This window comes from Mangrovivirga cuniculi, from assembly GCF_005166025.1.
Taxonomy (GTDB): domain Bacteria; phylum Bacteroidota; class Bacteroidia; order Cytophagales; family Cyclobacteriaceae; genus Mangrovivirga; species Mangrovivirga cuniculi.
Map to the genome: position 1 here is coordinate 3,867,276 of NZ_CP028923.1, position 26,994 is coordinate 3,894,269.

Below are 26,994 nucleotides of genomic sequence, written 5' to 3' on the forward strand. Positions count from 1 at the left end.
GATGCTAAATCTAAGTGAAAGAAGGGTTAAAGACGACATAGACACATCCTCTTATAAGTCGTTTGATAAAATAGAAAACTTTGAGCCACGGCCATCAAAGAAATATAAATATTTCTGGCTGTTACTTATTCCTATTTCTTTTTTTATTCCATGGACTCAGAATATTCAAACTGAGGGAGAAGTTACTGCGCTCCTTCCATCTGAAAGACCTCAATCTATCCAGAGCTTTATTGACGGGAGAATTGAAAAGTGGTACGTTTCTGAAGGTCAGGAAGTAAATAAGGGTGATACAATTTTAAAAATCGCTGAAGTTAAACCTGAATATCTTGACCCTAATCTTATTAGAAGAACAGAATCTCAGGTAAATGCTAAAAGAAGTGGTATGGGATCATATCAAAGCAAAATAGAGGCTTTGAATAATCAGTATAACGCCTTGCTTTCAGCAAAAAAATTCAAACTTCAGGAAGCTACTAATAAACTTGAACAAGCCAGACTGTCAGTTCAGATTGATAGTATGGAATGGAATGCTGCAGAAACTAACCTTGATGTGGCTGAAGCCCGGTTTGACCGAATAAAGGCACTTTATGAAGATGGACTGAAATCAAAAACTGAATTTGAAACAGGTCAGATGAAACTTCAGGAAGCTAAGGCTAAACGTACAGCTGCCTATAACAAGTATTTGAAATCTCAAAATGAACTGATAAATGCCAGAATTGCTTTACAAAGCATTGAGGCAGACTATAACGATAAAATTGCCAAAAACAGATCTGAAAAAGCAGAAGCTGCCAGTAATCTGTATTCTGCCGAGGCAGACCTGGCTAAAATGGAAAACACACTTAGTAATTATGAACTCAGGTCTTCTTTTTATTTTATAACTGCACCCCAGGATGGTTATATTACCCAGGCATCAATGACCGGTATTGGTGAAAATGTAAAAGCAGGAGAAAAGCTGATAACCATTATGCCCAAGGATTATCAACTGGCTGCTAATTATTATGTCAACCCTGTAAACCTCCCTCTGCTTGAAAAGGGACAGGAAATAAGATGTATTTTTGATGGATGGCCTGCGATCGTATTCAGTGGTTGGCCAGGTGCATCTCATGGAACATTTAGTGGTGAGATTGTCGCTATCGATAATTTCAGCCAGCCAGACGGAACTTACCGAATATTGGTAGCCCCAAGTAAAGAAGATGTTGCCGACTACTCATGGCCGGATGCTTTAAGACCCGGGTCAGGAACCAGAGGCATTATTCTACTGAAAGATGTACCTTTATGGTATGAAATCTGGCGACGTATTAATGGATTCCCTCCTGATTTCTACAAAAAGAATACTAATCAGAATTCTGAAAAAGAAAAATAATATGCAAAGACTGGTAATCTTATTTTTTCTGCTGGTCAGTATTTTTCAAACCAGCGGCCAGGATTCCTTAAAGTTAGAGGATGTTATCAGATTGATTGATAACCATCCTGAGGCTTCCAGGATATGGTGGTCTGTAAGGGAAGCAGAAGCAGAATTATTATCGAAAAGAGGGGCTTTCGACCCTAAATTATATGGTAATTACGACACCAAAAAGTTTAATGGTTCCGATTATTTCACTCACAGAGAAGGTGGAATAAGTATACCTACTGCTGCTGCCGGCCTTGACTTTAAAGCGGGTTATGAGCAAAATGAAGGTTTTTACCTAAACCCCGAACTTACCGTACCTGATGAGGGTTTATGGAAAGCCGGCTTAAGTTTTGACCTGGGGCGTGGACTGATTACGGATGAACAGCGGACAGAATTAAGAAATGCTAATTTAAAAGTTGATAAAACCAGTGCTGAAGCGGATTTACGATCAAACTCGTTAATTTTCTCTGCAGCGAGTGCTTTTTTCGAATGGCAGGCAGCTTATGAATACCTTCAGCTACAGCAAGAATTAATAGACATAGGCCTGCAACGTTTCCGTGGTGTAAAAAGATCTGCGGAACTCGGAGATTATGCAGCAATTGACACCCTTGAAGCACTTACTCAGTTAACTCAAAGACAAACTGACCTGATCGATGCTCAATTAACTTACCAGTTACAGAGTCAGCGTTTGGATTTATACCTTTGGCAGGATTCTCTCAAAATAGATACAGATCTAACCTCCGAAAAAATTCCGGATCAGAATATGATAGAGCCCTTGGTCACTGGCTTAATAGATTCCCTGGCTTATGACCATCCTATTTCAAGGTATTACCGTTCAGAGATAGCTATTTTGGAGAATACTACACAATTGATGAGGCAACGGCTTCTTCCCGAAATACTGCTAGAGGGATACTACCTGTTTTCTGATTTTGAAAACGAAAGCCAAAGAAAGAGCAATTCCATCGATGAAAACTTTACGGCTGGTGTTAAGATCAACTTTCCGATTTTCCTTAGGAAAGAACGTGGTGGATTGAAAACTCAAAAAGCCAGATTAGAAATGACCAGTCTTCAATGGAGGTATAAACAAAATGAATGGCTAACAAAACAGCGTCTGGCATATACCCAATGGCAAAATCTGTCTGAACAGCTGGAAACAGTAAGGAAAAATGCCGAATATTTCAGATTGATGATGGTAGCGGAAAGAAAATTGTTCGATGCCGGTGAGTCGACATTATTTTTAGTCTTTTCAAGAGAGAATAAATATATGGAAGCTCAGATAAAACTGATTAATCTTATAAAAAAGACTCAAAAATCATATCTGAAGTGGCTTGATACCTCTGGAAATATAAAAGAATGGAAAGAACAAATTGTTCAATAAAAAAGGAGCTGAAAATTCAGCTCCTTTTTTTTAATCTTTTATGTATTTAAATGTTATAAATTAACATTGATTCCCGCCAAATAAAGAGCCCCGATTCTGTCTGCAAAACCAAACTGATCTTTTTCTCCGGCAAGAAGATTTCTAGCATTTACAAATCCTTTAAATCCTTTAGCGAATTCATAAGAAGCCTTAATACTTAAAGTTGTAACCGGATCTATTGTAGTAGTACCTAATTGCTCAGATGTAGATGCTCGTTCATGACGATAAAACTGCTCACTCATATAATAAAAGCTTGAATAAATCGAAAGTTTATCCAAAGGTCTGTAATTAAACGTCATACCACCATAAAAATTTGGTGTACGTTTATTTTCCTGATCAACCCTATTATAAGTTGGAAGTTCCATAGTAAACGGATTGATACCTGTTTCTTTTTTATCATAATTTTCTAGCTCAGTCTTTTGAACAGTTCCGAAAACCCTCATTTGTATTTTATCTGATGGAGCAAAATTTAAAGCAGTTGTCACACCACTCTGAGTAGAGATTAAATCACTATTAAAGTAATTAAACTCAATTATCGGACCTTCTGCACTATTATAGAATTCTGTCGGTTGAAAATCTACAGCGTTTTCAAATACTGTTCTGAATGCCTCTACATCCAATATTAGCTTTTCAGAAAGTTTGCCTCTATATCCGAATTCAACCATATTCATTGTTGGTAAAAGCAACTCTCTATTACCTACATATGCTACATCAACTTGTCCATCCACATAATAATCTGCATAAGAGTCGATAAAGAAAGAACTTCTGTTAGATTTTGATGCAACGGCCCTTATTAAATGGTTCTCATTGAATTTATATGTAGAAATAAACTGATATGTGAAGTATACATCATCAGGTACATTGTATTTATCTAATCTACCCGCAGCTACCAATCTTAGTTTATCATTTAATAACTTATAATCAGCTTTTAATGAAAAGCCATAATTACTTAGCTGCTGCTCCGCATTCATTAAGCCTATAGTATTTGGCTCTATATAAGGCACATCAGAATAAGTAGCCTGCTGATAATTAAATGCTGGCTGTAGTGATAGATTACCTAATTCAAAAGAATAATCAAGGTTTAAATCTATTTTATTATAATCCATTGTAGAAATAAAACCAGAACCTCTTGCAATATCCTGAACACCACTTTCTGTGGAAGCTTGAATATTTAAGCCTTTAATCTTAGAGGTCAAATCTATATAAAATGACTCTGAAGTCCTGTCTCCTAGAACAGAATAAAAGTTCTCAAAAAAGGCTGATTGAGAAACTGAATTTTGATATCCTGTTTTCAGGTCAATATTCACATCCTTATTAATATCATAAGAGATAAATGCATTAACCCCTAAACGCTCCTTAGCCATTTCGACTTCTTCAAACCAACCATAAGAATCTTCAATCTGATTTCCATTATTATAATTAACTAACTCAGACCTTGGAGTATACTCTCCAGTCCACCAATTATAATACTCTTCGTGATCTCTATCTCGCGTTTCGATATTACCACTTAATCCGATTGAAACCTTATCATTTTTTAACCTCTTTAGAGCATTGAAACTTCCGATTACCGTCCCTTTATTTCCTCCCTGCACATTTGCAGTTACCGAAGATTCAGAATTTGAAAATCCTTGTTTAGTAATGATATTGATCACGCCACTTACTGCATTTGGTCCGTAAAGTGGTGACGAAGGACCTCTTACTACCTCAATCCTTTCTACATCTGCTAGGCCAATTGGAAGTGCCTCCCAAAAAGTACCTCCATTTATGTAATTGTAAACCCTACGCCCATCGATCATAACAAGCGTTAAACTATTTTCTGTGAAAAAAGTAAAGTTACCAGGAGGTAAAGACTCATTTCCTCTGACATGCACGTCATAGTTACCATTTGATTCCTCTCTTACTATCATTCCAGGTACTAATCTAAGTGCTTCTTCGATCGTGGTAGCTCCTGATGCTATGATTTCTTCTCCTGTAATTACAGTAGAAGAAAGTGGAGCATCAAAACTACTTTCCGCCTTCTTTGAAGCTGAATATATTTCAACTTCCATCAATTCCTCCAGAGACATATCAAATAGATCCCTGTCACCCTCTTCAGTATCTTGTGCTGACATTGTGAAAAAAGAGATTAAAAATAAAAAATTAATCCTAATTAATGATTTAAACATTTTAATAAATTATTGATTGATTTATGTATTATATTCTTATAAGAGTCCATTGGTAACCAATAACTTGACAAAACGTGACAAAATAGTCATGAACAATGACAAATTATCGATGAATCAAAAAATCAAATAATTAGTGCCTTTTATTATCTTTGTAGCAAAATCTCAGGTAAATGATTCGATTTAAAATTTTAATATCTTTTTTTTTATTATTTATTATTTCTTCCGGGTGCAAGAAATTTGAAAACACCCATGAGGAAATTAACCCCAATGACCTGAATATCAGGATAGCCCTTGCAGCCGAAAATGATGAACCGTGGACAAAGCAACCTCTTTCAACTATACAACACTTTTATGATTACCCGAATGATGCGGCCAAATTTGCATTAGTCGAAGATGTACTGAGTAAACGACCTGCCAGAGATAGTGTAAGAATTACTGTTTACAGAGAATTATTACCCGATAAATCTACTTATGGAATCAGAACTGAATATTATATGAAACCTAAATCTGATTTCTGGGAAATCACTACGATTAGAAAATCATATAAGTGTAACCAGGGGTTTGGCAACCCTTTCTATAGTGGACAGAAATGCAATTAATTGATTACTTAATGATTAGAGATATTAAAATTTATTATTACTAAACAAAAATGGAGCTGATTGCTCAGCTCCATATTATTTTATAAAAATGTATTTTTTACAAACTAAAGTTTAATCCAGCCAGATATAAAGCACTGATTCTGTCAGTAAAACCAAACTGTTTTTTACTTGCCCCAATGTTTCTAGCATTAACAAAAACTAAAAGGTTTTCAGTTACCTCGTAACTCACTTTCGTATTGAAAATAAAGTTTGATGGAATATCATCATTCAATACATATTCTCTGGTTTGCCCCATCATATTAATTATATAATCTTCATGGTCTAGAATATGTTCAGCCATATAGTAGCTAGATAAATTAATATTAAGCTTAGATACCGGTCTATAATTCATGAAGAAACCACCAAATACTGATGGTGTACTTTCATGTTCTAAATCTATTAGCGTGTTTTGATCGTCTACATCTGGAGCAAAATTATAAGTATCAGTTTGCTGATAAGTTGCAAACAACCTAAGATTTAGGTTTTTCACTGGTACAAGATTTAAACTAGCAGTTGCACCATATTGCTTTGCCTCAGCCTCAATATTTTGCGCACGTCTAACTTCATATTCCAAAGGACCAAAAGTAGGATGGTTTCTCGTTTCAGTTCTATGGTAAAACACTCTCGTAAAATCTCTAATTGTCGAAGTAAATACCTCAAAGTCCAAGGACATATTGTCCGTTAATTTTGATCGATAACCTATTTCTACCATATCCATAGTTGTCAGCTTAATATTTGGGTTACCCTCTACTGCAATACCTTGTCCTATTGGAGGAATTGGCACATCTATATCAGCGTACAAATTAAAAAGGAATGGGGCGGTATTAGCTCTTGAATAGATTATTCGAACCATGTTGTCTTCGTTAATATTATACGTACCACCTAGCTGCCAAGAAGCATAAATATCATCTGGATCACTATATTTATCACCCCTTAAAGCGGCGATTAATCTTAAGTCCCCCATCTTATAGTCAGCTCGTAAAGACAAAGCACCATTTTCAATATATGAGCCTTCTTTTATTGATTCCCATTCATAATCTGCCCTATTGTAACTTATACCAGGCCTTAATGTCAAACCACCTTTTACAAATGAATATTCCAGACTTGTTGCGAGGATATTATAAGGTATACCTGCTGAACTGTAAGAGGTTTGTTCACCAAATGTATTTGATATTTTAAAGTTAAATCCTTTATAGCCTGCAGTTAAATCAACATAAGATGAATATACATCATTAGTATTAAATGGGGTATCTGCTAAACTAGAAAATACTCTTTGTGCCCGTGAATCCTGATGTCCTGCACGTAAACTAATCGCTAAATCATCATCATTATAATTCAAAGCAGCATTTACACCATATTTCTCCATTGAAAGAGCAGGTTCAGGAAACCTAGATGTGAATTCAAAGTTTGGTCTTGGAATAGCTAATGAAGTTACGGTATCTGGCAGTTCCATATACTGACCCCTGTCAAAAATATAATAATCTTCTTCGTAACGATCACGTTTTTGATAATTACCCGACACCAAAAAACTCCATTTATTCTTCATATATCCAACAGAAGCATTTGCAACAGTAGTTTTTAATGTTCCAACTTGTGCATTTGCAACACTGTAAACACCATCTTCTTGAGGGTTTCTTGTTATAATATTGATTACACCAGTAACTGCATTGGGACCATAGAGTGCGGAAGAAGGCCCTCTAATGACTTCAATCTTATCAACATCATTTAAATCGATTGGAAGGGTTTCCCAAAAGGTACCTCCATTAAGATAATTGTAAACGATACGATTATCAATCATTACCAGCGTCAATTGATTTTGTGTATCAGTAAACTGACCATTTGGAGGAACATTGTCCATACCACGAATGTGGATATCATAAGTTCCATTAGTTTGCTCTCTAACAATAACACCTGGAACAAGCCTTAATGCCTCTGGAATAGAAGTTACACCTGATTGTAAGATCTCCTTACTTGTAATTACAGTCGAAGACAACGGAGAATCGAAAATACTTTCAGCCTTTTTAGAGGCAGAATATATTTCAACTTCCATTAATTCCTCTAATGACATGTCAAAAAGATCCTTCTCTTCCTTGTTAGAATCCTGACTTAGTGCACTAAAAAATGAGATAGCCAGTAAAAAATTAATCCTAAAAAGTGATTTTATCATTTTATTAAAATTTATTTGATTTTAACGTTATATTCATAACGAATAAAATATGTAACCATCAATTTGACATAAAATGACAATTAATATTTTAAGTAGCGAAACAACAAAATCAATATAATGTACTTAAATAATAAGCTTTTTAACTATTCCAACACTTTTTTAAATGATTATAATATATAGATATAATAATCTAAATTATAGCTTAGAAAAAGAAAGAAGTAGGTAGTGATTGAAAAAAAATAATCTTTTGATGAGCCTATTTAATCAAGTAATCAAAAACCAAAATAATAAACTGCACTATTCTACCATTAAATAGAACTATAATACTTAGTTATTAACAGGGGAAAATTTAGATGAGTAACCTATAGTTAATATAAAAACTAACTTTTGTACAATCCCGCAAGTGTTGTTTCTCTTTCAATTATTTTTTCAAGAGTAGCATTTTTAAGCAGTTCGACTGTGGCATTTCTAACATTTAAAAATACATCTCTAATACCACAAGTTTCTTCGTCTTTACATTCTTCACACCTTTCGTAATATTTGTAAGTAACACAGGGTAAAAAAGCAATAGCACCATCAAAGAGTCTCATCACTTCAGCCATATTTACATCAGCGGGTTCTTTAAATAAAAAGTACCCACCGCCTTTCCCCTTTTTACTTCGGAGAATTCCAGCTCTTTTCATATCGAGCAAAATAGCTTCTAAAAATTTTTGAGGTATTTTTTCGGATTCGGCTATATGACTAATCTGGACAGGACCTTCTCCCTTTTTCTTAGCAAGAAAAACAAGTGCATTAATAGCATACTTAGCTTTTTTTGAAAGCATGAATTTCAATTAGTGTTGTCTATACAATTTTAAGTCAATTAACAGGAAAATAATAATTCAAAAAATATTAATTGATAAATCTTTACTGACTAGCATAAATAGTCATGTTTAAGACTATATGATCAATATTAAAAAATACCATCAGTTGTAAATATTAGTTTGAACCTATAATAAACAAGTACTGGTAAGATTTTGATCATAATTATTTTTTATATTTGTGATTAAATGAAATCATGGAAAGCAAAATATAGCCTGATCAGAGCATTCAGATCAATTCCTATAACATTACTGTTACTAAGTTCGCTGTGGTTTTTTTGTAATTCCATATTGATAAATGTCACACTTGATGCTTATAATGAAATCAGAAAGGAATATCATCACAATCAGGCTAATGATGGATTCACTTCAAATGTTTTGCTAGAAGAAGAAGATAGCCCGGGTTATCTGCATGGATTTTTTGACATTGACGATAAGAATTTTACAGTTCCGAAATCTATAGAGGTACCTTATTTAATCTCACACGAGGAACCATGTCAGGAAATGAGCGTCCCTCCTCCCCGGCCTTTTATTTAATTTCCGGCTAATTAAATAAGATTTTTTCTATTCTTTATTTAAGAATAGTTATTGATATTGAATATTTTCAAAAATTAAAATTATGAGCTTAAAAGAGGGATTTTTCTCAAATATTAAATATGACTTACCAGCAAGTATAATTGTCTTCCTGGTTGCGGTACCCCTATGTTTAGGGATTGCCCTGGCCTCCGAAGTTCCAATGTTCGCAGGTATCATAGCTGGTATAGTTGGTGGTATTGTAGTTGGTTTTTTTAGTGGATCTTCACTGGGTGTTAGTGGTCCGGCTGCCGGGCTTGTGGCTATTGTTATTAGTGCTCAGAATACACTGGGATCATTTGAAGCATTACTGGCAGCAACTGTTCTTGCAGGTATTATGCAGATTACTCTTGGCTTTATGAAAGCAGGAATTATCGGCTACTATTTCCCGAATTCAGTAATTAAAGGAATGCTTACAGCAATTGGTATTATCATTGTCCTTAAGCAAATTCCTCATGCTGTAGGTTACGATGCAGATTACGAAGGCGACCTGAGCTTCTGGCAAACGGATGGACACAATACATTCTCAGAGCTGTATTATATGCTTGACTTTTTAAGTCCAGGTGCTATTTTGATCACACTGATCTCACTTGCAATTCTTATTATCTGGGAACAGCCATTTATGAAGAAAAATAAAATTTTCACTTTAATACAAGGTCCTTTAGTAGCAGTCGTAGTTGGAATCATATTAAATTATGTTTTTAAAGGTAATAACACCTGGGGATTATCATCTGACCAGTTGGTTTCTCTACCTACACCAGGATCCTTCAATGAGTTTTTAGGAAATTTCAGAACACCAGACTTTAATGTTTTTGCTGATAAACCAAGTGCAATACTTTTAGCTGGAGTAACAATTGCTGTAGTAGCATCTATCGAGACGTTACTTTCTGTTGAAGCAACTGACAAGCTAGACCCTCAAAAAGAGTCACACCAACTAACCGTGAGCTTAGAGCACAGGGTATTGGTAACGTAGTTTCTGGTATGATAGGTGGTCTTCCTATTACTCAGGTAATTGTTAGAAGTAGTGCAAACATTCAGTCGGGTGGTAAAACTAAGGCAAGTGCTATTATTCATGGTATGATGCTTTTAGTTTCTGTGCTTTTATTTCCTGAGGTATTAAACCAAATTCCATTCGCATCTCTGGCAGCAGTACTATTTTTAGTTGGATATAAACTGGCTAAACCAACCCTATTCAAACAAATGTGGAAAAATGGTTTCACTCAATTTGTACCATTCATTGTGACAGTTGTTGCTATCGTAGCCACTGACTTACTTATTGGTATCGGTATAGGACTTGCAGTAGCCATTTTCATAATCTTGTTTTACAACTTAAAAAATCCATTTTACTTCAATGATGATGATCATGTAGAAGGTGAAAAAGTAACGATTGAATTATCTGAAGAGGTTTCATTTTTGAACAAAGCAGCTATTCTTAAAGCTCTTAACAGTGTCCCTGATAATAGTTCAATAATTGTTGATGCTACCAAAACAAAAGTAATGGACTTCGATGTTCAGGAAATACTAAAAGATTTCAGAACAACAGCAGGACATAAAAATATTAAATATAAGGTCATAGGATGGCCTAAAGACAAACCTTTAAAAAACTCTGAAAAGCATTTTGTCAAAACAATGGACGACGCCATTAAAAAAAACAATAACGAGCTCAGCAAGAAAGAGGAATCTAAAAATTAACAAAACAGCCCGGATATTACTTCCGGGCTATTTTTTTATTACTTCTTTTATAACAGTATAATTATTCAGATCGGTAGTTTCAATTGCATAACTAATCCAATAACTATCCAATTTCACACTTTCTACTTTAAATAATTGACTATCAAAGCCATACATACTTTCATTATATCGTTTAACTTCATCTACTTCATCTAACGACCTATCTGATGCTTTGATAATCGATTCAATAATCGTCCATCTGTAAATAAAATCATCAGAATTAGTACTTTCATTTAGAATATTTGATTCCAGACTATCTATTATCTCTTTGTAATCTAAATCATCAAGTACTTTTTCTACATCGATTCCAACTCGCATTGATGATTCTGTAATAATCAATGCGATTAAACTTCCTGAATGAGAAATGTTAAAATTTATTCCCTCTATATATGGTTTTCCACTTTCAGAAAAATTCACATTCTTTATCAATGAAGAACGATAAAGTTTATCCAATCCTCTACATAACAATAACCTCCCAGCAAGGAATTGTAACCTGGACTTTTTATTAATGAATGTTTCGCATTTATTTATATCTTCAGAATTTAATATCTCTCTTAAGTCATAAAGAGAAATATTATGTAACAAATCATCAATAAGAGAATGAAAAACAAATATTTTAACCATTACAATAATTAATAAAAGAGATTAATAAAATTCTTCTGATGCAATATTTTTTTATTAGTAGTAATCTATCAATTGATTTATATTAATCTTGATATTTTATCACATCACCATTCAGACTTACTTATCAACACTTGTCAAAATTCTTTAACATAAAATATCAAATTTTGACGATTGTAAAGAATCTTTGCATCACTTTAATGATAGAAACATCTCACAATTACATTGTATACTTAGCAATTAAATTGACCCCATTTTCTAGTTAAGTTAATAGTTACTTTGTACTGTTAAGTATAACCAAAACAAATTTATCGTGTGTAAAGTTGCTATTGTTTCAATGTCATGCCGATTTCCCGGTGGTAGAACACCGGGTGAATTCTGGAATTCACTTACGGGGGGAGTGGATTGCATCGGTAAAATGCCTGAAGACCGTTGGAATTTCAAAGATTTTTTTGATCCGGATCCAAGAACTGCTGAAAAAACATATCAAAATAAAGGAGCATTTCTAAAGGACATCAATGATTTTGATGCTCAATTATTCAATATCTCACCAGCTGAAGCAAAAGAGATGAATCCATCTCAAAAATTGATGCTGGAGTTAGTCTGGGAAGCCATTGAAAATTCAAGATCAACATTTAATCATTGGTTAGGCTCTAAAACAGGTGTTTACATTGGGAACATATGGAGCGATTTTGAGCATCACAGAAAAAATGTTTACGCTTCGACAACCTCACATTCAGCAGTAGGACAGGCTTCTAATGTTATAGCAAACAGAATTTCTTTTTACTATGGTTTTCATGGAGCAAGCCTCGTGGTAGACACAGGTTGCTCATCATCTATAGTTGCTCTACATATGGCTGTTCAAAGCATCATGGATAATAGTATCGAACAGGCAGTAGTTGGTGGAGTTAACCACATTCTTGATCCTGAGCAATATGTTCTCCTGTCAAAATTTGGTGGCTTATCCAAAAATGGTAAATGTAGTACTTTTAGTAATGAAGCTGATGGATTTGTAAGAGGTGAAGGTGCTGGAATTGTCCTTTTAAAACCACTTGACAAAGCAATAAAGGATAAAGATGAAATTTTAGCAGTAATTGAAGGCACCGCTGTAAACAACAATGGATATAACGCATCACTTCCGGCAACAAGCACGGATGGACAAATAAGCATGTTGCGTGATGCATTTAAGAATGCAGATATCAATCCTGCTGAAGTACAATACGTTGAAGCTCATGGAACTGGTACTAAATTGGGAGATCCTACTGAAACTAAAGCTCTTGGGTTGTTTTTTGGAGAAAACAGAAGAACACCTTTGCGAATTGGTTCTGTGAAAACAAATATTGGTCACCTTGAAGGTGCTGCTGGAATTGCCGGTCTTATAAAAGTGTTGCTGGCAATGAAGTATAAGAAATTACCACAAAATCTTAATTTCAAAACACCAAATCCCGAAATCAAATTTGAAGAATGGAAACTTGAAGTTCAGAAACAACTTACTGACTGGCCTACTGTAGAAGATAAATTAATAGCCGGAGTTAATTCATTTGGTTGGGGTGGTACAAATGCGCATGTTGCATTAACTAATTATATCCCTGTACCCGACAATAATGATTTCAATTATAATTTCCCTGGTTTATTATTGAAACTTTCGGGTAACAATCCACAGGTAATAAAAGATCAGGCTGATAATATTGTCAATCAATTAATAAAAAACGATTTAAAATATGCACAAAATCTTTGTGCAGCTTCTATAACTAAAGGATTACCGATTAATCTGTCTGTAACTATTGCAGCCAGAGATAAAGATCAGCTTATTGATAAATTGACTAATCTGGATGTCTCAAATCTGGAATTAAAAGCAAAGAAAAAATTTAATAGCCAAAAAGTATGTTTTGTTTTCCCTGGCCAGGGTAGCCAGTGGGTAGGCATGGGAAAGCAACTCATGGAAAACTTCCCGGTATTTAAAGAGGCTATTAAAGAATGTCATACAGCTCTTGAAAATAATTGTGATTGGAGTTTAATCGAAGTTTTAGAAAATAACTCTCCGGCAGTAAACTCTGATATTTCAATAATTCAGCCAGCACTATTTGCAATAGAAATAGGCCTGGCAAAGCTGTGGGAATCATTTGGAATAAAGCCGGATGCTATCATTGGTCATTCAATGGGCGAATGTGCAGCTGCTTATATTTCAGGTGCTTTAACCCTTGACGATGCTGCAAAAATTATCACCGACAGAAGTAAACTAATGTCTACAGTTTCCGGACAGGGATATGGCATGGCAGTAACTGAATTGAATAAAGATAGTGCAGAACAATATACTGAAGGTAATAACTCCCTTTCAGTGGCTGTTTATAATTCTGCTCAAAACACAGTTATTGCAGGAAAAGAATGTGACCTTTTACCACTAATTGAAAAACTGGATGAAGAGGGTATTTTTTGTAAGCAGGTAAAGGTTGACGTAGCGAGTCATAGCTTACAAATGGAACCACTCACTTCATTATTGGCTGATGAGATAAAATCAATATCTCCAGCACCATCCGTAGTACCTTTTTATTCTACTGTTTTACCGGACAATACAACTGATCAAATTCTCAATCCTGATTATTGGGTAAAAAACCTTAGAAACCCTGTTCAGTTTCATAAGGCAGTAAAAAATGCGCTAGAGGATAGGATTGAAATTTTCATTGAAATGAGTCCTCATCCTGTATTGAATCAGGCTATAGAGCATACTATCAAAGAGACTGATTCAAACAGTATTACTACATATAGTTTGCTAAGGGAAAAGGATGAGGTAATCAGCATTTTAAATTCAATCGGAAACCTTGTAATGGCAAATGTGCCTATTGATATACATAAAGTATTCTTTAAAGGCACACCGGACCTTAATATTCTTCCGAATTATCCAATGCAACGCAAAACTCTGGTCCCAGACTTAAGACTTACTAAGAAATCAAAAGGAAAAAATGGAAATAGGTTTTCCGGAGAAAAGCTGGATATCTGCGATGAAAGCATTTTAATATGGAAATCAAGTTTTTCACTTCAGGACTTCCCTCTTTTTGAAGGACACAAGGTAAATGAAGAAGTAGTATTGCCAGGTACGACATATATCAGCATGGTCAGTGAGATCATGTCGGAATTAAAAATTGAGAATTATTTCATTGATAAGTTAAAATTTGAACGGGCAATAACTCTTGATAATAATTCTACTGTTGATTTACAGATTAAAACTTCGATTGAAGATGACAGCTTCAACCTGGAATTTTATTCTTTACAGGATAATAGCTGGCAACGCACCGCTAATTGTACAGTAAAAACAAACCAGAATTTTAGTTTTCCTCTTTTAGACAGAACTTCAGAAAACATTCCGGAGATTACCGCAGGAGAATTTTATAAAATCACAAATTCTCTCGGTATAGAATATTCTGAAGCATTTAAAAGTATTGTGAATATTCATGGTAAAAATGATTATTTCTATGGATTGATTAAGTTACCTGAAAACACTCCACTATATTCTGATACCAAGGTTCACCCTGCATTATTAGATAACTGCCTGCAATTAATTTTCTCAAAATCATCGGAGAATGGAAATATCAGTTCTGCGTATCTCGAAGAAATTGAAGGTATAAAAATTTATGATTCTTTAAATACAACAGAACCTTTATTGGTTGAGATCAGCTACTTATTCAGCGAAGATGCTTTTAATCCATCAGCAAGGATATTTATATACAATATGTATGGTGATCCGGTTGCAAAAATTAACAAAGTATCAGCGAGACTAATTCCATCTATAGAAACGAATGAGAAATCTCCGAAAGTATTTCAATTAAACTGGACTGAGATTACAGGAGTCAAGAAAGACTCATCTCTAGATAATCTAACTGTGATTTGTACTGAAAACAATGGTCATTCACAGCTTATTGAAGAGATAGAAAAACCGATCGGTAAGGTAAACATAATTTATATTAATTCTTCAGAGAATTCTATTGACTTGTCTGGAATTAAGGGAGCAAATGTTTTATACATCCCACATAGCGATAACCATAATGTATCGGAAGCAGCGTCTTTTAACTTACTTGTTTTAGGTGAAATACTTAATAATAAAGTAAATTCTTTAACAGTATTGACTCTTAAAGCCAGTGGATATACAAGTCCTGTTGATCTTTCACTAATAGGAGTTTGGCAGGCAGGTAAAACCGCTATTAATGAACACCCTGAGGTTCCTGTGAAAATTATTGATATTGGGGATAGTTATTCAACAGAAGATATTAATATCCTTGTAGATATATTGGGATCGAATAAGTCAGTTCAGGCAGCCCTGAATAATTCAAAATTATATTCACAAATCCCTGAGAATTTCAAAGCAAAAACGATCATTCCTGGGAAATTCGAATCTGATGAAGTAATTGTTCTCACAGGCTTTAAGGGAGCGGCATTTTCGTTCGTTGAATTACTAGCTAAAGCAGGAGTAAGAGCAATTGCCCTGGTAAGCCGTAACCCGGAATTATCTAAAGAGCAAAGTGAAAAAATAAAAGACTTCAGAAAAACCGGGACTATAATTGAACGTGTAGCCTGTGATGTTTCAAATATTAAGGATTTCACACAGTGTCTCGAAGGTATTCAGAATAACCTTGGAGAAATTACTGGCTTTGTTCATGCAGCGGGTCTTATATCTCCAGAAAGGCTTGATAGTCTGAGCTCAGAAACAATCCGAAAAATCTTATCAGTTAAGATCAATGGAGCATTAGCGATGGATAAATTCGATACGAAGGGTAAGCTAAGGCATTTCATTACGTTTTCATCTGCATCAGTATATTTTGGCTTGAGTGGTCAGGGAGCATATGTTGCTGCAAATGCAACACTTGACGCTATTGCCGCAAACAGAGTTCAAAATAACAAACCAGCCTTGTCAGTCAACTGGGGAGTAATAAAGGATGCAGGTATGGTTGCAAACAATAATCATCTTGAAAGGTATTCTGAGGCTGAAGGATTTATTTCTATGAAAATGAATGAAGCGTTAGGGTTATTTGTCAACCAATATGATCCTTTTGGAAAATCCTTCTCAATTATGGGTATTGACTGGAAGAAGTCTAAAGAGTATCATAAAAAATTAGCCGAATCATTTTTTTATAGTAAGGTTGAAAAGGTTGAGAGTGGAATTAATATTTCAGGATCACTAATTAAAGATTTGCAGGATCTTTCTAAAGAAGAGCAAAAATCAACTATTAAAAACTATTTGATAGAAGGCTTATCAAGAATCACCCAGTTAGCTGCCACAGATATTCCTGCGCAGGCTTCATTTAAGAGTATGGGACTGGACTCGCTTATGGCAGTTCAATATCGAAATCATATAGAAAAAGGATTTGAAATCAAGCTGGCGATATCAAAGATCTGGAAAGCAGATAATATTGAAAACCTGACATCTCTTCTATTTGATGAAATTTCTTTAAGGAATTCTGATAAAAAATCAATTGCCTGGACTAAAAAGGACACAGCAATCACCTATTTCGGTGATAAATCTTCCAAAAATCAAATCATTGCCATTCATGATGCAGGAGGAAGCTCTGCCTTATTTAGTTCGATGAATGATGAGAAACTACCTGAGGAAATTGGGCTAATGGCAATTGATCTACCTGGAAGAGGCCTTGCAGATGAGTTCCAACCTTTTGAAACGCTGGAACAATGTGCCGTTAACATTGCGAATAAAATTACCGAAGCAAACCTTGAAAGTGTTTGGCTGATTGGTCATAGTATGGGTGGAGCAATAGCTACTGAGGTAGCATACTTACTGGAAATGACGAATATCAAAATCAACAAACTTGTTGTTTCTTCCACTCCGGCGTTGAATTCATATAATCCTGAACGATATAAAAGTGACTTGCCGGATAATGAGTTGATCAGATTATTTCCTCACATCAATGAAATCGCTTCAGATGAAGAATCATTAAAGTATCTAATTTCACTATTAAAAAATGACCTGAAAATGGTAAACAAATACCGTTTTAGTCACCAGGCTAAAATTCAGAATAATGTTGAGGTTTGGTATGCATCAGATGATGACCAGGTTTCTGAGAAACAAGCTCAAAACTGGAAATCACTAGTAGAACACCCAATTACAATAAGAAAATTTCAGGGTGGACATGGTTATTTATATAAGGAAGAATATGCAAAGGTGGCTATTCCTTTGATTCTGGAAAATATTAAAAATGATTTGATAAAAGATGAAAATTACTAATCAGATTATAGGGGCATGGAGATTGGTCGAGTGGGTTTTCGAGAATGAAACTACCGGAGAAAAACACTCATTTTATGGTGATAACCCGGATGGCTTACTCATATTCGACAATTCAGGGTGGATGACCGTTCAAATTGCTAAAGAACCAAGAAAGGACCTTAAAAGTAATTCATTTGATTCAGGAATCCCTGAAGAACTCAGTGATGCTTATAAATCATACATGGGTTACTTCGGGAAATTCAGGGAAACAGAACCCGGGGTGCTGGAGCATACCGTTCAGAACTCTTTATATCCAAATTGGAGAGGGGATATTCATATCCGGTATGGAGAAGTTAACGGAAATTTATTAACCCTAAGCACTCCACCAACAAATACTGAAAATGGAAGTATTTCCTTCAAAATAACGTGGGAAAAGCAATAATAATCACACTTAATTTTTTACATCAAATTCTAACAATTATGACAAATTCATTTGCAACAGCGAAAAATCACAAAGTTTTATTAAAAAGAAAAAATATTATAGTTGAACATAATAAAGAACTTAACTACGTTTACTTAAGATGGGTTGGCTACCAAAAGGAAGCTGATATTAAAGAAAGTGGAGAGGAAATCCTTAAAATCTTTAAGACAATGGATTGTAAGGATATATTAAATGATAACAGAGAAGTCAAGGGGCCATGGAACACTGCAGCAGACTGGACAGTAAATGACTGGTTTCCAAGAATGATTGATGCAGGAATGCAAAAATTTGCCTGGGTTTTCCCTGACAATATATTTGCTGAGCTTTCAGCTACAAAGGCAATGCCTGATAATGAATTAGTGAAAAAATTTAATTCATATAATGAGGCTGAAGCCTGGTTACAGGAATAATTATTTTATTCATATACTTAGATCGATAAAGCAGCCAATAATTTGGCTGCTTTTTTTATTAATAGATTTTCATTAAAATTTTCAATAACATTCTTTATTTGAAACTTGTTGATTGGAAAAGTTGGTAATATTGTAAAATTACTTTAAATAAGAATAACTAGGTTTAATCATATTTCAAAACTCTGGTTTTGAAGTTTTAAAACAAGTAAATTAACATATAAGGAAGTTAACATACATATGGTTCACCCAGAAAGCGTAAACAAAACTGTAATCCTAAGTCAGAATAATTTAACGATGGAATATATCAGTGATTTTGATTATATATATCTGAGATGGATAGGATTCCAGTCCGATGAAGAAATACGTTCAAGCGGAGAAAAAATACTTCGAAAATTTAGAAACCATAAGTGTAATAAAATTTTAAACGACAATAGAGATGTTAGGGGCCCCTGGAATACTGCATCAACCTGGACTTCTGAATACTGGTTCCCTCACATGGTAAATGCCGGATTGCAAAAATTCGCATGGATATTTCCTGAAAATATTTTTGCAGAATTTTCTGCTCAGGAAGCTATGCCCGAAAGTCTGACGATTCGAAAGTTTAAGGATTTCGACAAAGCACATAACTGGTTAATAAACTAAAAGGAGATCCATAAGTATGAATCTCCTTTATTATTTTTTTCTGAATACTTTTTTTAAAAGTCACCCATATCTCCTCCACCTTCATAATTACCTCTTCCTCTTTGAGGACGTTTCTTCTGATTAATTCTATATGTTAATGAAAGAGTGAATTGTCTTGGTCTCCACTGAAATGTACTTTCTGAATACAGATTTGCAAATTCAGTTTCCGATCTCCATTTACGCGAATTAAACACATCGCTAACATTCAATGTAAGAGTCCCCTTATTCTTAAATATGTCTCTACTTATGGCAAAGTCCATAACAAACATGCTTTGTCGCCTACCCTGGGCTTGATCCTGAGGAGCTATGTACCTCGAGTTAAGTTGCATATCAATTTTATCACCAATCTTAAACCTATTGCTCATCCTGGCATTAAAAGACATTGTTTCAACGTAAAACTCCTGCTCTTCAAATGTCCCTTGCTGGAAGGTTCCCTCAGTTTCATTGTAGAAACCATTAAGACTGAGATTCATATTCCACCATTTAGTGAAATCCATATTATAGTTTATTTCAACTCCAAGATTTCTTCCTACTCCAAGGTTCGAAGGAATTGAATAATTTATTGAATCAATTCTATACCTGGCTCTAAAAATCACATCCTGAGTCTGTCTGTAATAAACTGCTGTATACAAGGATCCTTTATCAAACTCATTTAAAAAGCCAAACTCATATGAATCGGTAAACTCAGGATTTAAATTCGGATTTCCCGCTCTGATATTCTGATCATCGGCGATTGTGAAAAAAGGATTCAGATACCAAAATCTAGGTCGTTGAATTCTTCGACTATAGTTAGCTTGCAGGGATTGCTTTTCTGTTATGTTATAAGTAAGGAATACACTCGGGAATAGATTCAAATAATCTCTTGGATTTTCTTCGCCGGTAATTCTCAATTCTGTTAGGATATCAGTGTATTCTAATCTCAATCCACCTTGATAAGACCATTTACCTGATTCATTACCAAACTGAGCATATAATGCCTGTACATTTTCCCTGTAATAAAAATCGTTTGTGAAATCCGGGTCAACTACAAGTTCTCCATTCTCCCCTTCATTAAATACTGTATAGTCATTTTGAATAGTCCTCACCTGCCCGCGATAACCAGTTTCAAAATTCCCCTTTTCTCCTATTGGGTGCTTATAATTTATTTGGCCAAACCATTCAGTTTCAGCCTCATCATTTTCTGATTTTTGAAATGTAGTTGGAATTCTGTTTCCGTTTTCGATATCATAGCCAAATATATCAGCTGCTTCAACTTCACCACTATTCTCATATTGTAAGTCAGCAGATAATTCCTGGCCTTTTTTATCAAAGGTCCTTTTATAATTTATAGAAAACTGATAATTACCTTCATCTTCCGATTCTTCCTGTACCCTCTGTCTCTGATTTAACAAATCTCCACTTTCTGATAAACTGTCTATATCGATGACAAACTCATTTCCATCATCACCTATTCTATATAGTCCTGAAACAGTAATTGTATTTTTATCATTAAGGAAAAATTCACTTCCCATTCTAAAACTTTGATTTAATCCCCAGCGGGTATAATTTCTATCCCTTTGTAGAATTGAACTCTCATTGCCAAAATCATAATATTGAGTTTCCAATCCTCCACCAGGAGACTTTCTATAGCTAATCCCATAATTCAGGAATAAATTATACCATTTTCTCCTGAAGTTAAGATTTGCAGATACCCCATGATTGTGAGGATAACCGGTATTCATTTGAATAGATCCGTTGATACCTTTTCGTTTATCTTTTTTCAATATAATATTGATAATTCCTGAAGTTCCTTCCGCATCATAACGAGCAGAGGGATTGGTAACTACTTCAACTCTTTCGATCATCTCTCCTGAGAGCTGTTGTAGTCCCTGAGCTCCGCCTCCAATTCCTAATAATCCGGAAGGTTTACCATCAATTAAAATTCGAACTCCCTGTCCTCCTCTGAGACTGACGTTACCATCAACATCGACTGTTATACTAGGCAACCTGTCTAAAACATCCGATGCAGTTGCAGCAGTATTAGAAAGGTCTTTACCAATATTATATACCCTTTTATCGAGCTTTACCTCAACCTGTGTTTTTTCTCCCGCTACTACAACTTCATCTAATGTCGTGGATTCCGGAGATATTTTGATGGTGCCCACATTAGTCTTTCCTGAGACATCATATGGACCAGCATATGAATTCTTATAAGAAATAAATTGTACCATAACCAGGTACCTGCCCTTTGTAACGGGAATTTCAAATTTACCTTCAGTATTTGTGATATTTCCTGTTACTAATGCCGAATCCGTAGGATTAATTAATCCTACTGAAGCAAATTCTACAGGCTTACCGGTTTCTGCATCGATAACAGTACCTGTCACTATAGCCTTAGACATCTGCCCGTAACTACTTAGTGCTAAGAAACTTAAAAAAATAAGTGCGATCTGTCTCATCATTAATGTTAATTTAGATTGTAAATCTACGTGCAGATTTTGAAGTAAACCTGAAGATTACATCAGATTAACACTAATTGTGTGTATAAAGTTTTCTTTATCAAACTTATACTTTATATCAAATCCATAATAATCTCCGATCTTTTTGACGATTGACAAACCAAGACCGGGACTTTCAGCAGATAAATCCCCTTTCTTGAAACGTTCAAATAGAATTTCAGGATCACCTTCTACTTCCTTACCTGAATTTTCAATAATAAGTAAACATTTATCCAGACTAATTTTTACAAATCCATTTCGAATATTATGCTTTAACGAATTCTGAAATAAATTCATCAAAAGTATTTCAATCAAGGAAGGATCTGCATTTATTTGACATTCTTCAATGTTTGATGTCTTAACTTCGATTTTTTTCAACTCATACAATTCCTTGAATTGTTTAATCTTATTGATTAATTCTTTCTTTAAATCAATCTCAGCACTTTTGTCGTATTCTTTATTATCGATCCGCATTAATAATCCCAGAGACCTGCTAAGTTTGCTAATACTTTTTAAAGCATTTTGAGCAGAAAGAATTAGGGTATTCTGTTCTTCAGACATGTTTTCTCCATGCCTTTCAAGCAAAATATCTAATTTACCCCGGGCAATTGCTACAGGAGTTTGCAACTCGTGACTCGCATTTTCAGAGAATTCTTTAAGGGAATTATAATCCCTTATGATTTTTTCAGACATTATGAAGAGTTCTGCATTTAATTCCCTCAACTCTTTAGTTTGTGTTTGAGGCAGATTAAGCGTATCTCCTTTTTTAAGAGAGAAATTCTGTAACTCTTTTAATGTATTATAGAAAGGCCTCAATAATATATTAGAACTTATAACCGATACTACAATTGTTAAAATTGACAACAAGGCAAAAACCTTAATCATAGAAGATCTAACTCCATCTTCTATATCATCACTTTCAATTATTACGTCATAAAGAATTACTTTATAGGCCAGTGTATCAAATCCATAATATGCAGTAAGTTTTAGATGGGGTTCAAGTCGTTGTAGCTGGGAATGCATAACCAATGTATCTGAAAAACTAATAGATTCTTCCTTAATCAGAGTATCTATTGGATAAACCCCATATTTAGGTATAACAAAAGGTTCAGTTGGCCTGTAACGCTCTATTCTTTCTTTTGCATTATCAAATCGTTCTTTTAGAAATCTTTTTTGCTCAATATCGATTTCACTTTCCATGGCATTATACACGATCACCCCTCCGATAAGAAATGCACAGATCGTAATAAAAAGATAAATTAAAGTGAGTTTTATTATAAGTCTCATATCAACCAAATCGATATCCAAGCCCATAGACAGTTTTTATCTCTGGAATAGAGCCGGCATCTTTTAATTTTTTTCTTAAGTTTTTTACATGCTGGTAAACAAAATCATACGAATCGGCATCCTCCATATAATCTCCCCATAAATGTTCTGCTATTGCATTTTTTGAAATCAGCTTTTTTCTGTTCACAACAAAAAAAAGTAATAACTGAAGTTCTTTACCAGTAAGATCCAGGGTCGTTTCATCTACTTTAGCCAGACTACTATCAGTATCAATACAGATGTTTTCGAGCTTAACTTCTGAAGAGCCACTTAAACTTCTTCTTCGATATAAAGCTCTGACCCTGGCAAACAATTCTGTTAGATTAAATGGTTTTGGAAGGTAATCATCCGCACCCATATCCAGTCCTTTTACTTTATCCTCCACACCATCACGGGCGGACATGATCAATATACCTGTTGAAGGAAAAGTTTCTTTTAAATATGGGATTAAGTCAAAGCCTTCTTTGTCTGGTAGCATAAGATCTAGCAGAACTACATCGTATTCAAATGACACAAGCTTTTCTATAGACTGATGGTAAGATGATGCAATAGATACTGTTACACCTTCTTTTTCAAGATAAGTATTGATATTATCAGCTAACTCCGGATTATCTTCAACAACAAGGATTTTCATCTAAAAATATTTACTGTAATATCAAAACTACTGATTGATTCTGAAGCAACTTTGAATTTTACAGCCAGTTTTTCCGTTTAAAAAAGATTAACATACTTACTACTATTAAGGCCATTACAGTAAGTGTAATTGCAAAACCATCAGGGTCACTCAAGCCGTACATTTTGTCGAAATTCATTCCAAAAACACCCGCTATAAATGAAATAGGAATAAATATTGAGGATATAATGGTCAAAACCCTGAATATTTCATTGGAGTTCTGACTAAGATTAGAAAAGTATAGATTACTTAAACCATCGATGATATTTCGATTAAATTCAACCTGTTCGATAATGTTTTGTACGTTATCCTTAAGGTCATGAAAATACTTCATATTTTTCTTTTGAATGTATTTCTGCCTTATCTCAAGACTAAAAGCAGCATCTTTTAATGGATTGATAACCCTCATCAGGTTATTTAACTTCTTTCGTTGAGTCTCTATATCGATCAATACATCCCGGTCATAATTCCCCAGAACTTCCTCTTCTAATTGCTCTATTCTACCAATTACCTGATCCAGAACGTAATAATATTGATCAATTACAGAATCAAGTAATGAAAAAAGGAGATAATCACTCCCTTTGGATCTTACAACACCAGAGTTTTTCCTTATCCTTTTCCTCAATTCTTCAAAAATGTCTGCTTTCTTTTCCTGTAATGAAACAACATAATTTTTACCCACAATAAAGTTTATCTGTTCGATATTCATTTCATCATCATCGTCCACCCTGGCATTGGTAATAGATTTCAATGTAAAAAACAGGTAATCTTCCATTTCTTCCAACTTAGGCCGCTGCCGGGTATCAAGCATATCTTCCATGATCATATTACTGATGGATAATTGTTCCCCAGAGCTTTGATATATTTCACTTCACTCAACCCATGAAAATTTAACCAGCTGATATGTTTTTCATCCATTTGTTCTTTAAATTGTTCTAATTCAAAATAGGATGTGTTTTCATCAAACCAATCAGCATTATATCTGATGAGTTGAATATTGGTTTTTTGGTCAACATTTTGCCCGGTATAGACCAGTGATCCCGGCTGAGATCCGGGTTTCGGAGGTGTACGCTTAATACGGTAAGTTTTAATCATCTTTTTAAATTAGAAAAAAATAGCATAAAGCAGAAATAATGAAACACATAATATACAATGAAAGTGGGGATATTGATTCGATGGACTGGAAATCAGGTGAGCCATTAAAACCACGGGGCGAACAACTTAGAATTGAAGTAAAAGCTTTTGCATTAAACAGGGCAGATCTTCTTCAACGAAAAGGAAAATACCCTCCACCACCGGGTGAAAGTGAAATTTTGGGACTGGAGTGTGCTGGCATCGTAGTCGACAAAGGTGACGACTGCAATAAATTCGAACCAGGTGATAGAGTGATGTGTTTGCTGGCCGGAGGCGGTTATGCTTCTGAAGTGGTGGTCAATGAAAATCTATGCATGAAAATACCGGAGAACCTGGACTATGCTGAAGCCACTTCAATTCCGGAATCTTTTCTAACTGCTTTTCAATGTCTGCATCTGATTGCGAAAATAAACAGGGGTGACAAAGTGCTTATTCATGCCGGTGCCAGTGGATTGGGAACTGCGGCTATACAACTTTGTAAACTATTTGAAGCAGAAAGCATCATTACTGCTGGTACCGAAGAAAAAATAGAATATTGTAATTCGTTAGGTGCATCTCTCGGCATCAATTATAAGACCGACAATTTTAAAGAAATAATAGAAGAGAATTACGGGAAAAATAAAATAGACATTATCATGGATGTTATTGGTAAACCTTACGTCAGCGATAATATCGATGTGATAAAAACTGATGGCAAATGGGTTTTAATAGCATTTATGGGTGGTGCGAGAGCAGAAAATTTTCCTTTATTTAAAATTTTAGGTAAAAGAATTCAACTTACAGGAACAACACTCAGAGCCAGAACATTAAAATACAAAGCTCATCTTATTGATAAATTTACAGAAAAAGCATTACCAGCTTTCGAGGAGAAAAAGATCACACCAGTAATACACGAAGTATATAAATATCAGGACATAAAAAAAGCTACCCGAACAATGGAAAATAACCAAAATACCGGGAAGCTTGTTTTAACCTTTAACTAAACGTATTAAAATTCTGAAATATTAGTTGAAGTTTCTCCTCGATACTCAATTCCACCATAGGTAATAGAATATGAAACTTTAGTGATTTCGCTGTAATTACCTTCAACTGTTAAGGAAGCCCTTGAAGGGAATTTCACTACGGCATTATCAGGTTGTGCAGGATTGTAATCCTCAATTGCAGTAACAGAAACTGTACTTTCAGATAACTCATATTCCCCTGAAAGCTCAGTGGAATTAATTACAAAACTAAAATAATCTCCTGTACCTTCGAGAACCCCATTAGTACCGACAGTTATCCTGTCAAAATAAATATCCACAAAGTAATTATCTCCAACATCTCTTATTACAACACCTTCAGGATTTTTTGTTTCAGTTGGAGTTTCAGAGTCATCAGATGAACAAGAAGAAGTAAAAAAATTGTTAATACTGCTAAAAAATAAATTGATCTTTTCATAATAAATGAGATATAGTTGAATGAGGCACTAAAAGTAATCAGCCTCATTTCTAATTACACTTCAATTTGACCTGATTTATTACCTGGATCGATAATTAATTATATAATACCTGGAAGGGATTTATAAAATGTCAAACATCTTTACAGTATTATAAAATTACTAGAGTGAGTATTGAGAAAACAGTACTCAGAATTCTCGCTCTCGCTCGCACTCTCGGTACTGTTTTAGGAATCGAACCGTTTTATCAATCCATAAAGCATCTTAGATAATTCTTCCAAATTAACATACAGCTTTTGATACTGTTCTTAGGTTATTTCCTGGCTTTCTTTTAATAACTCTAGAATTGCAAGGCATTCGAAAACACTTCCTCTGGAAATCACCATAAAATGTTTGCGATCTTTTAGTGTGAATCTGGAAGATCCTTCAGCTATATTTAAAGCTATACTCATTGAAGCTCTGGATAACTGATCCCTGGTTGTTCTGTCAAATTTGTTTTCGAAAATTAAAGATCGGATTGATTTCCTAAAATCTTTGGAACGATGATAAACAGTCAGTTTTTGAAAATCGAACATCTCTTTTTTGGTTGATAGATTTGAAAGATTGAGTG

At 34.6% G+C, this 26,994-nt stretch carries 22 protein-coding genes; 11 read left to right on the forward strand and 11 right to left on the reverse strand.

The window, feature by feature from the left end; all coding sequences use genetic code 11:
• Position 1: 1 nt before the first annotated feature.
• Positions 2-1,360, forward strand: a complete 1,359-nt coding sequence (locus DCC35_RS16950; protein WP_137091924.1) for an HlyD family secretion protein — start codon at positions 2-4, stop codon at positions 1,358-1,360.
• Positions 1,278-2,765 carry a TolC family protein gene (locus DCC35_RS16955; protein WP_175402848.1) on the forward strand — a complete coding sequence of 496 codons (1,488 nt, stop codon included), beginning with the start codon at positions 1,278-1,280 and terminating at the stop codon, positions 2,763-2,765. Before DCC35_RS16950 ends, DCC35_RS16955 begins: the two co-directional genes overlap by 83 nt.
• Positions 2,766-2,818: 53 nt before the next feature.
• Here DCC35_RS16955 and DCC35_RS16960 read toward each other — a convergent pair whose 3' ends face one another.
• Positions 2,819-4,915 (reverse strand): TonB-dependent receptor plug domain-containing protein, encoded by a 2,097-nt coding sequence (locus tag DCC35_RS16960; RefSeq protein WP_175402849.1) that lies wholly within the window; start codon positions 4,913-4,915, stop codon positions 2,819-2,821.
• Between the two features lie 224 nt (positions 4,916-5,139).
• Between DCC35_RS16960 and DCC35_RS16965 the strand changes: the two genes are divergently transcribed.
• Complete coding sequence (locus DCC35_RS16965; RefSeq protein WP_137091927.1) at positions 5,140-5,568, forward strand: hypothetical protein; 429 nt, start codon at positions 5,140-5,142, stop codon at positions 5,566-5,568.
• Between the two features lie 97 nt (positions 5,569-5,665).
• On the opposite strand, the gene DCC35_RS16970 is transcribed toward DCC35_RS16965, so the two are convergent.
• Both DCC35_RS16970 and DCC35_RS16975 read right to left on the reverse strand, forming a co-directional pair.
• Positions 5,666-7,774, reverse strand: coding sequence for a TonB-dependent receptor plug domain-containing protein (locus DCC35_RS16970; RefSeq protein WP_137091928.1), 2,109 nt, complete (start codon positions 7,772-7,774; stop codon positions 5,666-5,668).
• A gap of 380 nt (positions 7,775-8,154) precedes the next feature.
• On the reverse strand, positions 8,155-8,598 hold the full coding sequence (locus DCC35_RS16975; RefSeq protein ID WP_137091929.1) for an RrF2 family transcriptional regulator: 444 nt from the start codon (positions 8,596-8,598) through the stop codon (positions 8,155-8,157).
• A gap of 225 nt (positions 8,599-8,823) precedes the next feature.
• Here DCC35_RS16975 and DCC35_RS16980 point away from each other — a divergent pair, with 225 nt between their 5' ends.
• The 3 genes from DCC35_RS16980 to DCC35_RS21910 all read left to right on the forward strand — a co-directional run bounded on the left by DCC35_RS16980 (position 8,824) and on the right by DCC35_RS21910 (position 10,899).
• Positions 8,824-9,171, forward strand: a complete 348-nt coding sequence (locus DCC35_RS16980) for a hypothetical protein (protein ID WP_137091930.1) — start codon at positions 8,824-8,826, stop codon at positions 9,169-9,171.
• A gap of 82 nt (positions 9,172-9,253) precedes the next feature.
• Positions 9,254-10,180: a SulP family inorganic anion transporter gene (locus DCC35_RS21905; RefSeq protein WP_317128955.1), complete on the forward strand. Its 927-nt coding sequence runs from the start codon at positions 9,254-9,256 to the stop codon at positions 10,178-10,180.
• Positions 10,181-10,188: 8 nt separating this feature from the next.
• Positions 10,189-10,899 carry a SulP family inorganic anion transporter gene (locus DCC35_RS21910; protein WP_317128956.1) on the forward strand — a complete coding sequence of 237 codons (711 nt, stop codon included), beginning with the start codon at positions 10,189-10,191 and terminating at the stop codon, positions 10,897-10,899.
• Positions 10,900-10,926: 27 nt separating this feature from the next.
• On the opposite strand, the gene DCC35_RS16990 is transcribed toward DCC35_RS21910, so the two are convergent.
• Positions 10,927-11,562 carry a 4'-phosphopantetheinyl transferase family protein gene (locus DCC35_RS16990; protein WP_137091931.1) on the reverse strand — a complete coding sequence of 212 codons (636 nt, stop codon included), beginning with the start codon at positions 11,560-11,562 and terminating at the stop codon, positions 10,927-10,929.
• 310 nt (positions 11,563-11,872) lie between these two features.
• Between DCC35_RS16990 and DCC35_RS16995 the strand changes: the two genes are divergently transcribed.
• From DCC35_RS16995 to DCC35_RS17010, 4 genes are all read left to right on the forward strand, one after another.
• Positions 11,873-17,788: an SDR family NAD(P)-dependent oxidoreductase gene (locus DCC35_RS16995; RefSeq protein ID WP_394347709.1), complete on the forward strand. Its 5,916-nt coding sequence runs from the start codon at positions 11,873-11,875 to the stop codon at positions 17,786-17,788.
• Positions 17,775-18,209 carry a lipocalin-like domain-containing protein gene (locus tag DCC35_RS17000; RefSeq protein ID WP_137091933.1) on the forward strand — a complete coding sequence of 145 codons (435 nt, stop codon included), beginning with the start codon at positions 17,775-17,777 and terminating at the stop codon, positions 18,207-18,209. The genes DCC35_RS16995 and DCC35_RS17000 overlap by 14 nt, the downstream gene beginning before the upstream one ends.
• A 38-nt stretch (positions 18,210-18,247) precedes the next feature.
• Positions 18,248-18,658, forward strand: coding sequence for a hypothetical protein (locus DCC35_RS17005; protein WP_137091934.1), 411 nt, complete (start codon positions 18,248-18,250; stop codon positions 18,656-18,658).
• 294 nt (positions 18,659-18,952) lie between these two features.
• Entirely contained in the window at positions 18,953-19,300 is a 348-nt protein-coding gene (locus DCC35_RS17010) for a hypothetical protein (RefSeq protein ID WP_137091935.1), read from the forward strand.
• A gap of 53 nt (positions 19,301-19,353) precedes the next feature.
• Here DCC35_RS17010 and DCC35_RS17015 read toward each other — a convergent pair whose 3' ends face one another.
• The 5 genes from DCC35_RS17015 to DCC35_RS17035 are packed head-to-tail and all read right to left on the reverse strand — an operon-like array spanning position 19,354 to position 24,910.
• Positions 19,354-21,780, reverse strand: a complete 2,427-nt coding sequence (locus DCC35_RS17015) for a TonB-dependent receptor domain-containing protein (RefSeq protein WP_137091936.1) — start codon at positions 21,778-21,780, stop codon at positions 19,354-19,356.
• A 54-nt stretch (positions 21,781-21,834) separates the two neighbouring features.
• The gene (locus DCC35_RS17020) at positions 21,835-23,103 is read right to left on the reverse strand and encodes a sensor histidine kinase (protein ID WP_137091937.1); all 1,269 of its coding nucleotides are present in this window, start codon (positions 23,101-23,103) and stop codon (positions 21,835-21,837) included.
• A gap of 1 nt (position 23,104) precedes the next feature.
• Positions 23,105-23,776, reverse strand: a complete 672-nt coding sequence (locus DCC35_RS17025) for a response regulator transcription factor (RefSeq protein ID WP_137091938.1) — start codon at positions 23,774-23,776, stop codon at positions 23,105-23,107.
• Positions 23,777-23,834: 58 nt separating this feature from the next.
• On the reverse strand, positions 23,835-24,641 hold the full coding sequence (gene corA / locus DCC35_RS17030) for a magnesium/cobalt transporter CorA (protein ID WP_137091939.1): 807 nt from the start codon (positions 24,639-24,641) through the stop codon (positions 23,835-23,837).
• Positions 24,638-24,910, reverse strand: coding sequence for a hypothetical protein (locus DCC35_RS17035; protein WP_137091940.1), 273 nt, complete (start codon positions 24,908-24,910; stop codon positions 24,638-24,640). Before DCC35_RS17035 ends, corA begins: the two co-directional genes overlap by 4 nt.
• A 38-nt stretch (positions 24,911-24,948) precedes the next feature.
• Here DCC35_RS17035 and DCC35_RS17040 point away from each other — a divergent pair, with 38 nt between their 5' ends.
• Positions 24,949-25,932, forward strand: a complete 984-nt coding sequence (locus DCC35_RS17040) for an NAD(P)H-quinone oxidoreductase (protein ID WP_137091941.1) — start codon at positions 24,949-24,951, stop codon at positions 25,930-25,932.
• 5 nt (positions 25,933-25,937) lie between these two features.
• On the opposite strand, the gene DCC35_RS17045 is transcribed toward DCC35_RS17040, so the two are convergent.
• Entirely contained in the window at positions 25,938-26,249 is a 312-nt protein-coding gene (locus tag DCC35_RS17045; protein WP_137091942.1) for a hypothetical protein, read from the reverse strand.
• A 443-nt stretch (positions 26,250-26,692) separates the two neighbouring features.
• Positions 26,693-26,959: a four helix bundle protein gene (locus tag DCC35_RS17050; protein WP_137091943.1), complete on the reverse strand. Its 267-nt coding sequence runs from the start codon at positions 26,957-26,959 to the stop codon at positions 26,693-26,695.
• Positions 26,960-26,994 lie beyond the last annotated feature (35 nt).